This is a genomic window from Nonomuraea longicatena, assembly GCF_039525605.1.
GTDB classification, from domain to species: Bacteria; Actinomycetota; Actinomycetes; order Streptosporangiales; family Streptosporangiaceae; genus Nonomuraea; species Nonomuraea longicatena.
Map to the genome: position 1 here is coordinate 330,061 of NZ_BAAAHQ010000004.1, position 12,772 is coordinate 342,832.

Below are 12,772 nucleotides of genomic sequence, written 5' to 3' on the forward strand. Positions count from 1 at the left end.
CTCATCGGTGGCGGGCGCCCGAAGACGGTCTCAGGGCGCCTGCGTCACGCGGAGCCGTACTCCTCGGTGACGGGAGTATCCCGCGCGGGATACTCCCGTTCTCAGCTCGCGAAGAACTCCGCGCGCGTCGGGGATGTTTGCCGTCCTCAACCGATCAACCCGGCGCGTTCGGCTGGTCTAGAGACGTACCGACCAGCTGTCGATCTGGCCCACGCTGCCGCCGGTGTAGTCCTTCACCCGCAGTTTCCATACTCCGTCGGCAGGCGAGAAGGACAGGTTCTCCGTGAACGTCTTGTGAATGTCGCTGGCCCAGCCGCCGGTCCGGTTGTGCAGGTAGATGGTACGGCCGCTTGCCGCCACCAGCGAAACCTCCAGATCCGCGATCCGGGGGTGGGTGATGTGCACCTCCACCGCCGCCGTCGCCGAGGCATTGCCCGCGCAGCCCTTGATGGGGATGTACGACTCCACGAGCTCGAAGTCGTGGATCGCCTTAGCGGTGGTGTTCGTCCCCGAGCAGCCGGGTGCGGGGACCGGGACGACCGTCCAGCCGTACGACGCCCTGCCTGAACGTGGCAGGCTGCCCGAGTCGGTCACCGTGACCTGCGCCGTGAACGACCCTGCGGTGGTCGGTGTCCCGGAGATCGTGCCCGTCTCGGCGTTGATCGACAGCCCAGGAGGAAGGCCGGTCGCCGACCAGGTGTACGGTGCCCGCCCGCTCATCGTCGAGTGGTTCACCGGCGAGATCGCCCTGTCGACCATGCTGGCCTGGAGGCCCTGGTGTCTCACCTCAAGGCCGTCGCCCGGCACCCACTCCCAGTTCGTCAGCTCGACGCCCTGGCCGGTGGTCATGTAGACGCCGCCGGCATGGTTGGTGTTGATGTACTTACCGGTCACGTGATTCGAGATCGGGGCCCACGTCTGGTTCCCGTGGCTGACGATGAACCACTTCATGGCGGGTCGCCAGGCATCGCAATCGCGCATGTAGATGGTGGTGGAGCTGGCTTCCAGGCATTTGAAATTGCCGTCGTTCGTTTGCAGGCGGTATTCCGAGCTGGTCGCCTTGTCGAAGATCCACTTGGTGTTGGCGGGGCCGCATCTCTGCACGGAGACCGCAGTGCCGTTGTAGGCGAGACAGTCATTGGTGTCGCGAACCCGAAGATAGTTCACGTGCTCGGTGGGTGCGCCGGCCATTGCCGGTGTGGGAGCCGACAGGCCGCTCGTGAGCGCTGCCAATGTCATTGCCGCGCCGATCGCGGTGCGTCGCATCAGCAGCTTCGCTAAATTCTTCATCCGAACTCCTGGTGATTGTGGTCCATTTTCCGGCCGCCCGGATCGGTGACCTCAGAATCAATCTGACGCACAAATCCGATCCGGCCGCGGGCCGGATAAACCAGCGCCGCTGGTTCCGTGTTTTCAATGGCCGGTCAAGTGTGAGTCATCCCAGGCCGTTGCGGGATCACAGGGTAGCACCGGCCTTCGGTGAATCGATCTGTCGTTTCGGTGGGAGGCCCCGTTTCGAACCGGCTTCACCGAATGGCCGATTCAAAGCTGATGAGAATGTTCCTGAGCGCAGCATTGTTGTTCTCGGGGAAAGTTTCCGATATCGGCGGGGTCGGGTGCCGAGCGACGGCGGCGATGCCGGGCCGTCCCATGCGTGAGGGCGGTCCTTCTCGCGATTCTCCAGGCGTGGTCGTCGGCGGCGGCATTGTGGCCGGGACCTGACCCGGCCGCCCACGATCTCCCGGGCGGGAACATCGGCGGGCGCTTGGCGGTTACATCAGCCGTGGCCGGTGTGCCCAGTGTCCCCGGGCCTCACCTATCGCCTTCGCGGACTACCGTTCGGCTGGAGCCGCGTTGTGCCTTTCGCCGAGAGGCGACACGCACACCGGTACGCAACCGTGGAAGGGCTCGGCCGTCGCGAGGCGGCCGAGCCCTTCGTCGTTCGCGGGCCGCGTTCACGCCGGATTGACCTCGCGTCCGCCCGCGCAGCAGTCGTCGGCTGTTCCGGGCGTGACGGCGGCCTCTGCGGGTGCTTCAGGGGCGGTGTCGGTCTCTCCGGAGGGCGCGGACGGGCGGGCCGGGGTGCAGCAGGTGTCGCCGCGCCAGGCTTCGCGGCCTTCTTTGACGGCGACGGCGGCGATGACCAGGGCGGCGACGGGGTCGGCCCAGGACCAGCCGAACAGGCTGTTCAGCGCCAGCCCGGCCAGGAGGACGGCCGACAGGTAGGTGCACAGCAGGGTCTGCTTGGAGTCGGCGACGGCGGAGGCCGAGCCGAGTTCGCGGCCCGCGCGCCGTTGGGCGGCCGACAGGAACGGCATGACGATCAGGCTGAGGGCGGCCAGGACCAGTCCGGCGGTGGAGTGCTCGGCTTCGCCGCCGGCGAGCAGGGCGCGTACGGCGTCGAAGGAGACGTAGGCGGCCAGGGCGAAGAACGAGATCGCGATGACGCGCAGCGCGGCGCGTTCGCGTCTTTCGTGGTCGGCGGCGGAGAACTGCCAGGCGACCGCGGTGGCGGAGGCGACCTCGACGACGGAGTCGAGGCCGAAGCCGATGAGGGCGGCCGAGGAGGCGATGGTGCCGGCGGTGATGGCCACGGCGGCTTCGATCACGTTGTAGGTGATGGTGGCGACGACCAGCAGCCGGATGCGGCGCCGCAGCAGCGTGCGCCGGGCCGGCAGGTTGAGCGCGGTCATGCCTCCGCCTGCCGGGGCGTGAGCGCCATGCCCGCGTTGTCGCGGACCGGGCGGAGGGTGACGGTGTGTCCGGTGGCGGCCAGCAGGTGCTCGGCCGCGCCGAGGAGATCCATCAGCTCGGGCCGGGTCAGGGAGTAGAAGGACTGACGGCCTTCGGCGCGGTAGCCGACCAGGTGGCAGTCGCGCAGGCAGGCCAGGTGTTTGGACACGGTGGACTGGGCGAGCCCGAGTTCGGTGGTCAGGTCGACCACGCGGGCCTCGCCGCGAGCGAGCCGGGCCACGATGCGCAGCCGGGTCTCGTCGGCCAGGGAGTGGAACAGCGCGGCCGCCGGGGGGATGCCGGCGGCGATCTCGGCGCTGACACAGACACCGCCGTCATTATCGATCGCCATGTAGCGATGATAGCTCGATACAGCGATGTCATGACAAGGGGAGCGGCATTTCATTCGGACGCTCTCGCAGGCCAGGGTTCGACTCCACCACGTCCCGGAGCGAAGGAGATCCTGGTCGATGATGGCGGACATCGGGCCGGCGGCGGTCGAGGGTGTGCGCCCGATCCGCTGCGGCGACACCTTCCCGATCTTCCCCGGCAAACGCTACGACCTTCGACGACCCCGCCGGACGCGGCATCGAGGTAGTACGGAGGATCCGCGCCCGGGTGGAGAAGCTGGTCGACGAGCTCGCGTAGCCGCCCGCGAGGAGGATCAGCCTCCGGCCGGAGCGGCCGACGGCGTGAACAGGGCGCCGAGCTTGTTCACCGTCTCGGGAACGATCCGGTAGTAGACCCAGGTGCCGCGCCGTTCGCCGCCGATCAGCCCGGCGGTGCGCAGGATCTTCAGGTGGTGGCTGATGGTGGGGGCGGTCAGGTCGAAGTCGCCGGTCAGGTCGCACACACAGACCTCGCCGCCGGCATGGGAGCCGATCATGGACAGCAGGCGCAGCCGGACGGGGTCGGCGACTGCCTTCAGCAGCGCCGCCGCCTCGACCGCGTCGCTCTCGGAGATCGGCTCGCGGGCGATCGGCGCGCAGCACAGGACCGTCGCGGCGGTCATCCGGGACCCCTTCTACTTTGACGCATGTCGAAATTCTAGGCGCGTCAGCCGCAGCAGTCGCCTTCGGCGCTCGCCGGCACACCGACGAGCGGGAGCGGGGTGCTCGGCAGGCCGCCGCTGATGCCGGTGGCCAGGCCGACCCGCTGCTCCTGCGCCTCGGCCAATGACGGGGAGCACACGCCGGTCTCGGGCAGGTCCAGCCGTACCTCGTGGGCGGCAGCCGGTGGTGGCCACGACCCGGTCGGCGGTGACGGTCTGCTCGTGGCCGGACGGGTCGCGGCTGATCACCGTGATCTCGTCGCCCACCTGCTCCACGGTGTGGGTGAAGAATCCGGTGAGCAGGCGGACGCGTCCGCTCTCGACGTGGGAGTGCAGGCGGGTGCCGAGTGCGCCACGGGCGGGCAGCGCGTCCGGACGGTAACGGTGGCCAGCAGCACCCCGTCGACGCGCTCGCGCCGGCCGGCGTCACCCGCCGCTCGGCGCGGGACGTGCTGCCAGCGCCTTCGGATTCTTCTCGGTGGGCGATTTCTCCGGTCATCACCTGGGCATAGCCGGACAGCCGCGTATGGCGAAAGGCGGGCCGGATGAATCTGCGATGGTCGCGGCGATGGCAGGAGTCTCTCTCACGGGTGGTCACGTTCCTGGCGTCCGGCAGGTCGCTGGAGGAGAGGCAGATGCCGGGGATCGGTGCCCGGCGCACTGCCGTACTGGCCCGGCATGGCCCTGGCGCGACGGTGACGCAGCGCTTGGACCAGGTGTCGGGGCCGTAGGAGCACGGCGGGGCGGGCGAGAAGGTTGGTGACCCGCGCCAGGTCGACGAACATCGCCGTGTCTTCGACGGCCAGGTCCTGGCAGGTGCCCAGGTAGGCGACCGCCGCGCGTACCGGGAGTGTGGGCTCGGTCCAGGCGCGGTCGGCCAGGACCGACATCTGCCACGGCCAGGCGGTGGCTCGGGCCAGCCGCCGTTGGTAGGCGGCGGTCAGGCGGCGCGGGCTGATGTCCCGGTGACGATCGAGCAGGTCGCGTAGCGTGTGGGCGGCCATGGCGGCGACTGTCATGCCCTGTGCGTACAGCGGGTTGAAGGTGACTGTGGCGTCGCCGAGCACGATCAGCCCGTCCGGCCAGGGTCGCACCCGGTGGTAGAGGCGGTTGTGGGTGGTGGAGCGGGCGTAGCGGTGGATGCCGGAGGCCGGGCGCAGATCGGCCACGACTTCGGCGAGGTCGCTGTCCAGGGAGGTCATGAAGGCGCCGAAGCCGTCCTCGTCATAAGGCGGATGATCGCCCGCCACGCCCTGCAGGGTGATGAGCAGACGCCGGTCTTCGATCAGCAGGGCGAAGCAGCCTCGGGTGCGGCCGGGGGCGCGCGGGGTCTCGAACAGCGCCCGCCAGTTCGGCAGTCGGCTCGGATCGGCGTGGTAGGCGCGGCTGGCGTAACCCACCCTCGCGTCGGTGGTGAGTTCGGTCGGCGCGGGCAGTCCGAGGTCGGTCAGCCAGCCGGGTAGGTGGGAGGAGCGCCCGCTTGCGTCGACGACCAGGTCAGCCCGCACAAGCCCGGACGGAGAATCAACCTGCTCCCGTCGGGGTCCGACGCCTTTGCGCTGAGTGACACATACCCCGGTGATTTCACCGGGCCTGCCCACCAGCCCGGTGACCGCGCACCCGTCGATGACGTGTACCTCCGCCAGAGCGGCGAGGTGCTCACGCAGCGTGAGCTCCAGCAGCGGGCGGCTGACCGGCTGGATGACGACCGGCGAGGCCGTCGGCTCGGGTACGCCTGCGGGCCAGTGGTGGCGCGCCTGGCGGCAGAAGTCCGCTGGGAGGGCGCCCGCCCGCTGCAGTTCGGAGCCGAGGCCGGGGAACAGGTCCTCAAGCAGGATCCGGCCACGGGCGGCGAGTGCGTGCGCGTGGCGGCCCTGCGGGACGCCGGGCCGAGGACGGGCGTCGGCGGTCAGGCGGTCGCGTTCGACGACGGTGACCTGCTCGAAGTGGTCGGTCAGGACCTGAGCGGTGGCAAGTCCTGCGACGCCCGCGCCGATCACCACCGCGTGTCCGTGACGGCCGGATCGCGCGCTCATGTCGGCCGCTCGTACCAGGGCGGCAGGTCGATGGGGTAGCTGATTGACGCGGCTGCCAGCATGACCAGTTGGAGGCTCAGCATGCACAGGTTGGCGAAGCCGATCCCGGCCAGCAGCCGGATCCAGGGCTGGGCGCGGCGGGGCAGGTCCAGCGACCCGTCGAGGAGCCAGACCTCGTGCCCCGGTCTGGCGTAGACCGTCATCAGAACGATGGGCATGACCGCGAGGAACGTCATGCATATCGGTGAGGTGAGGGGCAGCTGGTACCACTGTCCTTCGAAGAGGGTGAGATAGGGCAGCGCGCGAGGGTAGCCATAGCCTCCGAACCGCATGTACGCGTGTTCGAGGACCAGGTCGATGGGGAACACGAGCACGGCTGTGACCACTGCGACACGGGCCGGGCTCCAGTGGGGACGGCGGGTGGTCAGCAGCCGGGCGATGCCCAGACCGATGAGTATCCAGAGCACGACCCAGGGGTAGCCGAGATCCTCCAGGAGGGTCTGGGCTTGCGGGGTGGGGCCCTGCCAGCCAGGTAGATACGGCCCCCAGCTCGGGTAGTTGACCCCGATGAGGTTCGCGCTGACGGTATGCATGAACGTGCCGGAGTACGGGTCGGTCCAGATGACCAGGAAGTATCCGGCAAGCAGGGCGGCGAATAGGGTGATATGTCCGGCAGCCCGGCTCTCGCGCCAGCACGCGATGATCATGAGGATGCAGCCGATGATCGCGACGCCCTCCAACACCCGTGTGCCGATCTTCAGGTAGCCGGGGGCCTCGCCGCTGAAGGGGTAGCCGCGCAGGTTGCCGTCGGCGGCCCACCGGATGAACACCCATGCCTGGAACAGGACGCACAGCGCCCCGAACGCGGCCCACAGGACTGGGGGGATCAGCCAGCGTCGCCGGAGGTCGTAGTCGGAGGTCGTAGTCGGGTTCTCGGGGGCGGGCTTCATGTCGTCACCTCCTGGGTGGAGTCTTCGGTGGTGAGGAGGCCCATTCGGTTCATGATCCATTCGGTGAGGCCGGCGGGGGTGGGGCGGACCCAGATGACGCCGGGTTCGATCGGGGTTTTCAGGGCGTTCTGGAGGCGGACCTGGAGTTGGACGGCGCCGAGGGAGTCCAGGCCGAGGATGACCAGGCTGGTGCCGGGGCCGATGTGCTGGGAGGTGTCGCCGAGGATGTCGCGGACGACGTCGATGATGTGTTGTTCGATCAGTGTTCTGCGGCGGGTCTGGGTGCGGGCGGCGAGCACCTCTTGCAGGACGGGTGAGTCGTCGTCGGCGGGGGTGTCGCCGCGTACTTCGGCGAGGAGTTCGGAGGCGGCGAGGGCGGGGTAGCCGTCCGTGTACTTCTGGACGTCGATGGGTGAGTAGGCGAGGCGGGTGTGCCCGGCCCGCAGGATGCGGCCGAGGGCTTCGGTGCCGTCGGCGGGGGAGATCATGACGAAGCCGCGATCGGCGAGGTGGCGGCCTCGGCCGGTCTGGCTCCAGGCTCCCCAGTGGACGGCGGTGGCGGGCAGGCCCTGCCCTGCGCGCCAGTCGGCCAGGTCGTCCAGGAAGGTGTTGGCGGCGGCGTACATGGCCTGGCCGGGGGAGCCGACCAGGGAGGCGAGGGAGGAGTACAGGACGAAGAAGTCCAGCTCCAGCCCGGCCGTCGCGCGGTGCAGCGCCCAGGCGCCTTCGGCTTTGCCGCGCCAGACCCGGTCCAGCAGTTCGGTGTCGGCGCCTGCGAGGGTGGCGTCCTCGACGACGCCCGCTGAGTGGATCACACCGCGCAGGGGGTGCTGGTCCGCTGCGGCCACGGCGCGGGCGGCCACGGCGGGGTCGGCGATGTCGCCGCGTACGACGGTGACCTCGGTCTTCGAGCCGCGCAGCGCGGACAGGACGGCCGCCGTCTCGGGGGTGGGCTCGGAGCGGCCGACGAGGATCAGGTGGGCCGCGCCCTCGGCGGCCAGCCATTGGGCGGTGGCCAGGCCGAGGCCGGTGAGCCCGCCGGTGACCAGGTAGGCCGCGCCGGCGCGGACCTCTGCCCCGGGCACCGGAGGCTGGTCGGGCGGGCCGGGACGGAGCCGGGCAAGGTGGCGGACACCGTCCCGCCAGGAGATCTCACAGACGGGGTGAGGAGCGAGGAGGTCCTGTGCCACGTCGGTGAGGGCCGTGTCCGGGGTGAAGTCGAGGAAGGAGGGGGTGAGCTGCGGGGTCTCGTAGGCGGCCACCCGCATCACTCCGCGCGGTCCGGCCGTCGCGGGTGCAGGACCCTCGGCCTGTACGGCGACCCGTGCGGGAGCCTCGGTCTGTACGGTGACCCACAGACGGGGCGGCCGGGGCAGCGCGGACAGGCGGCGGATGAGGCCGCTCAGGCGGGCCACCGCAGTCTTGGCCGCCAGGGGCGGGTCGCCCTTGGGCGTACCACCGATTGCCATCACCACGCCCGCAGGGCGGGAGTCCAGCAACGCGTCCCAGTCCTCTTCGGAGGTGGGCAGCTTGGTGGTGCGGCCGGCGAGTGCGTCGGACAGGCGCCGGGGCCAGGTGTCGTCGTTGTCGGTGAGGACGAGCCAGGGGCCGGTGGGCGTCACGGGCTCCCGGTCCGTCTCGGTGGGTACCCAGGCGATGTGGGAGAGCCGGTCGGCGTACCGCTGCTCCGGCGGGGTGACGTTGCTCAGGCGCAACCCGCGGATCTCGGCCACCACGGTGCCGTCGGCGGTGGCCAGGACGCCGGAGGACAGGCTGGTCAGGTCGTCGGCCTCGTGCAGCAGTACGCGGGCCTGGCGGGCGTGCGCGGTGGGCCCGTGGACGCGGATCTCCTCGAATCCGGCGACGACGACCGGGCCGGGGCTGGTGGCGTAGTGGTCGAGCCACACGGACACGACGGTCTGGACGAGTTCGTCGGTGAGTGCCGGGTGCAGGGTCATCATCCACGCGGAGGCCCGTGCGCTGTCGTCCAGTCGCAGCGTGGAGACGGCCGTGTCGTCGGACGGGTCGATCCGGATGCGTTCGAGACCGGCGAAGGCGCGACCGTGGCGGATGTCGTGCCGGTCGCGGAAATGCCGGTACAGGTCCGAGGGCAGGGCTTCCGTCCAGTCGTCGGTGACCTGATCGGGCGTCGCCGGTGGAGGCGGGTCCTCCAGGCGCCGCAGGGTGGCGCGGGCGTGGACCTGGGGGCCGTGGTCGGTGGCCGAGAGGATCTCCACCTCGGCGGTGGCGTCCTCGGCGACGGTGACGCGGGTGCTGACGGTGGGTTCGGGGTCGAGCACCAGCGGGCTGCGCAGGGTGAGATCGCTCAGCGCGATCCGGTCGCAGCCGAGGGCTTGGCGGCCGGCCGAGAGCATCATCTCGGCGATACCGGTCCCGGCCATCACCGGCACCCCGGCGACCCGGTGGTCGCCCAGCCACGGCAGCCGGTGCGGGGAGACGGGGGTTTGCCACCAGTGCCGTTCGGGCCGGTCGGGGTCCTGCACGTGGCCGCCCAGCAGCGGATGCTGCTCGGCGCCGATGAGGTGGGGGGCGATGAGCCGGTACGGTTCGTCGTCTCCGCCGTGCCGTACGCGGTTCCACGCGGTGGCGGGCAACTCGGCCAGTTCGCCTTCGCCGTACCGGGAGGTCCAGTCGACGGGGAACCCGGCGCAGTGGACGGCGGCCAGGTGTTCGAGGAAGGAGTCGGTGTCGCGGCGCAGGCTCGCCACGGTCACGGCGTCGTCGACCTGGCGGGTGCGGGCGATCTCGGCGACGGCCCGCAGTGCCAGCGGGTGCGGGCTGCACTCGATGAACAGCCGGTGCCCGTTGTCCAGCGCGGTTGCGGTCGCGGTGGCGAACCGTACGATCTGGCGGAGATTGTCCGCCCAGTATCCGGCGTCCAGTAGCCGTTCTTCCTGCGGGTCGCCGGTGACGGTGGAGTAGAAGGCGATCTCCGGCTCGCGTGGCCGCAGGTCGGCCAGCGCGGCGCGCAGCCGGTCCAGGATCGGGTCCATGTACGGCGAGTGCGAGGCGACGTCGACCTCGACGAGCGCGGCCGCCACCTCCCGGCCGTGCCAGGTTTCGAGGAGCCCGGCGAGCTGCGCCGGATCTCCGGAGATCACCGTGGCGGCGTCCGAGGTCATCACCGCGACCGACACCCGGTCGGCGCCTGCTTCGGCGAGGTCGGCTTCGACGTCGGCTGCGGGCAGCAGCACCGAGGCCATCGCGCCACCGGTGACCTCGGCCAGCAGCGCGGAACGGCGGCAGATCACCGCGACGCCGTCCGCCGGGGAGAGTGCCCCGGCGACCACGGCGGCGGCCACCTCCCCCATGGAATGGCCGATCACCGCCGCCGGGCGCACGCCCCAGGACCGCCACAGGGCCGCGAGCGCCACCTGGACCGCGAACAGGACCGGCTGGATCCGTCCCACCCCGGTCGCCTGGCCGGGCTCGGTGAGTACGGCGCGCAGCGAGAACCCGGACTCCGCCGCGATCAGCGGTTCGAGATCGTCGATCACGTCGGCGAACACCGGCTCGTCTGCCAGCAGAGTGCGGCACATTCCGGGCCACTGGGAGCCCTGGCCGGTGAAGACGAACACCGGGCCGGGATGTTGTTCCGACAGCACCGGTGTGCCGTGGACCAGGCCGTCCGCTTCGCCTTGGTCGGCGAAGCCGTGGAGCCGGTCGGCGAGTTCACGCGCGGTGGAAGCCACCGCGCCCAGCCGGAACGGCGCGTGCTGACGCCGCACGGAGAGGGTGTGCGCCATATCGGCGAGGTCCGGGGTGTCGGGCTCGGTCAGCCGTTCGGCGAGCCGGGCCGCAGACTGGCGCAGCGCCGCCGTCGATGCGGCCGACAGCGGGAAAAGCCTGGTCTGCCGTGCCGCCGGGGACTGGCGGGAGGACGGCTTGGCTTCTGCCCGGTCTTCACCCAGAACGGACGGCTTGGCGTGCCGGTTCGGAGCCTGCGGCTTGGCGCGTCCGCTCGGAGCCTGTTCCAGGACCAGGTGGGCGTTGGTCCCGGTGACGCCGTAGGAGCAGACGGCGGCCTGCCGGGGTCCGTCTTCCACCGGCCACGGTGTCAGCTCGGTGGGGACGAACAGCCGCGAGTCGGCGTCCAGGGGGATCGCGGGGTTCCAGGTGCGGAAGTTGAGGTTGGGCGGGATCACGCCGTGCCGCAGCGCCTGGACGGCCTTGATGGTGCCGGCGACCCCGGAGACCGGCTCGCAGTGGCCGATGTTGGTCTTCACCGACCCCAGCGCGCACCGGCCGCGCCCGCGCCCGTACACGGCGTTGATCGAGGTGTACTCCACCGGGTCGCCCACCGCGGTGCCAGGCCCGTGCGCCTCCACGAGGCCGACGCCCGCCGGATCCACGCCACCTCGTGCCAGTGCCGTCCGGAACAGCTCCTGCTGCGTCACCGTCGAGGGCGCGGTCAGCCGCGACGACTGCCCGTCGTTGTTCACCGCCGAGCCCCGGATCACCGCCAGCACCCGGTCACCGTCCCGCCGCGCGTCCGCGAGCCGCTTCAGCAGCAGCATCCCGGCGCCCTCGCCCCGCACGTATCCGTCCGCGCGCTCGTCGAAGGCGAAACAACCGCCGCGCTGCGACAGCAGCCAGGGAGCCTCCAGATACTGGGTGAGCGGCGACAGCATCAACATGACCCCACCGGCCAGCGCGGTGTCGCACCCGTCCGTGGCCAGCGCCGTGCAGGCGGTGTCGACCGCAACCAGTCCCGAGGAACAGTGGGTGCTGACCACCATCACCGGACCGCGCAGGTCCAGCGCGAACGCCGTCCTTCCGGCGGCACCGGCGGTGAAGTTGCCGAACAGGTAGAGGCTGTCGGGTGCGTCCTCGATGGGCCGGGCCTGGCGGAAGAGGTTGTCGGGGGCGTACGTGCCGATGTAGACGCCCGTCCTGGACCCGCGCAGCCGGTCGATCGGGATGCCCGCGTGCTCGACGGCCTCCCACGCCACCTCCGTGACCAGCCGGAACTGCGGGTCGATCGCATCCTGCTCGGCCGGCGCCACCGACAGCGCCGCAGGGTCCCACGCCCACACGTCCCCGTCCAGGAAGCAGCCGCGACCGGCGCGCGACACCATGTCAGGGTCGTGTACGGTCGCCAGCCGCGCGCTGTCCCAGCGGCCGGGAGGCACCGGCCCGACCGTCTGGCGGCCCTCGGCCACCAGATCCCACAGTCCGGACGGTGTATCCACCTTTCCAGGGAATCGGCAGCCGATTCCGATAATCGCTATTGGCTCGGAATTTGACGCAGACACGACTGATCTCCTGGCTGTTTGTTGGTTGATCCCGTAACGACACGGCCGCTTATCGGGTGCGGTCGGAATGGGTTCGGCACGGCCGAAGGTGTTGATCCCACCTGCCTGGTCGGGGGCTACTCCGCCACGTAGGTGCGGTACGACCAGCGGTAGATCCGATACTCGCGCTCACCGATGCGGGCGATCTCCACGGTTCTGCGGAAATGCTCGGTGCAGTGGCCTCGCGGGATCTTCACCTCGGGCTCGTCGGCGGCAACGCGGCGTTGCCGGTCGGCGCGCGAAAGGCTGTCAGGTCCGCCCTGCAACAGGGCACGCACGAGGTCCGCTGGCTCCTCGGCCACCGTTCCTCTCCAATCTCCTCGCCTCTTGCCATGAAATGATGAAGCCCTTCCCCACGAAGAGCTCTGCACCTACATGTAAGGGCTTCCTGTGGATTATCCGCCGGGCTGAGATCTTTTGTGGTGACGATCAAATTAACTCAGTCGGCGATTAATTCACCTTTCCTGTACTACTCTTATTCGGTGAGAAAATGTGTGTCTTTCTGGCGGTGGTCAGCTCACAGAAAGGCAAGCCTTTGGTGGCTGTGTCGATAGGTGGAATTATGCATATTTTCACAAGAAAGGGGAGAGGTGGATATGAGTGTGGCGATATATCCGTTTTTATGGAGATCGCGCAGGCCCGGAGGCGTCCCTATCGCAAGATCCTGGAGGTGGGTCCGCATTCGTG

At 70.0% G+C, this 12,772-nt stretch carries 8 protein-coding genes; all 8 read right to left on the reverse strand.

The features are described from left to right. Positions 1–177: 177 nt before the first annotated feature. The 8 genes from ABD120_RS06855 to ABD120_RS06890 all read right to left on the reverse strand — a co-directional run bounded on the left by ABD120_RS06855 (position 178) and on the right by ABD120_RS06890 (position 12,456). Positions 178–1,290, reverse strand: coding sequence for a proprotein convertase P-domain-containing protein (locus ABD120_RS06855; RefSeq protein WP_343948847.1), 1,113 nt, complete (start codon positions 1,288–1,290; stop codon positions 178–180). A 665-nt stretch (positions 1,291–1,955) separates the two neighbouring features. Continuing rightward, positions 1,956–2,693: a cation efflux transmembrane domain-containing protein gene (locus ABD120_RS06860; RefSeq protein ID WP_343948848.1), complete on the reverse strand. Its 738-nt coding sequence runs from the start codon at positions 2,691–2,693 to the stop codon at positions 1,956–1,958. Beyond that, positions 2,690–3,085, reverse strand: a complete 396-nt coding sequence (locus ABD120_RS06865) for an ArsR/SmtB family transcription factor (RefSeq protein WP_343948849.1) — start codon at positions 3,083–3,085, stop codon at positions 2,690–2,692. Before ABD120_RS06865 ends, ABD120_RS06860 begins: the two co-directional genes overlap by 4 nt. 312 nt (positions 3,086–3,397) lie before the next feature. Further along, positions 3,398–3,745 carry a metalloregulator ArsR/SmtB family transcription factor gene (locus ABD120_RS06870; RefSeq protein WP_343948850.1) on the reverse strand — a complete coding sequence of 116 codons (348 nt, stop codon included), beginning with the start codon at positions 3,743–3,745 and terminating at the stop codon, positions 3,398–3,400. Between the two features lie 623 nt (positions 3,746–4,368). Then, positions 4,369–5,820 carry an NAD(P)/FAD-dependent oxidoreductase gene (locus tag ABD120_RS06875; protein WP_343948851.1) on the reverse strand — a complete coding sequence of 484 codons (1,452 nt, stop codon included), beginning with the start codon at positions 5,818–5,820 and terminating at the stop codon, positions 4,369–4,371. Beyond that, complete coding sequence (locus ABD120_RS06880) at positions 5,817–6,770, reverse strand: spirocyclase AveC family protein (RefSeq protein WP_343948852.1); 954 nt, start codon at positions 6,768–6,770, stop codon at positions 5,817–5,819. The genes ABD120_RS06875 and ABD120_RS06880 overlap by 4 nt, the downstream gene beginning before the upstream one ends. Further along, a complete protein-coding gene (locus ABD120_RS06885; RefSeq protein ID WP_343948853.1) occupies positions 6,767–12,046 on the reverse strand; it encodes an SDR family NAD(P)-dependent oxidoreductase in 5,280 nt (1,759 codons plus the stop codon). The genes ABD120_RS06880 and ABD120_RS06885 overlap by 4 nt, the downstream gene beginning before the upstream one ends. A gap of 116 nt (positions 12,047–12,162) precedes the next feature. Continuing rightward, positions 12,163–12,456 (reverse strand): DUF5988 family protein, encoded by a 294-nt coding sequence (locus ABD120_RS06890; protein WP_343948854.1) that lies wholly within the window; start codon positions 12,454–12,456, stop codon positions 12,163–12,165. Positions 12,457–12,772 lie beyond the last annotated feature (316 nt).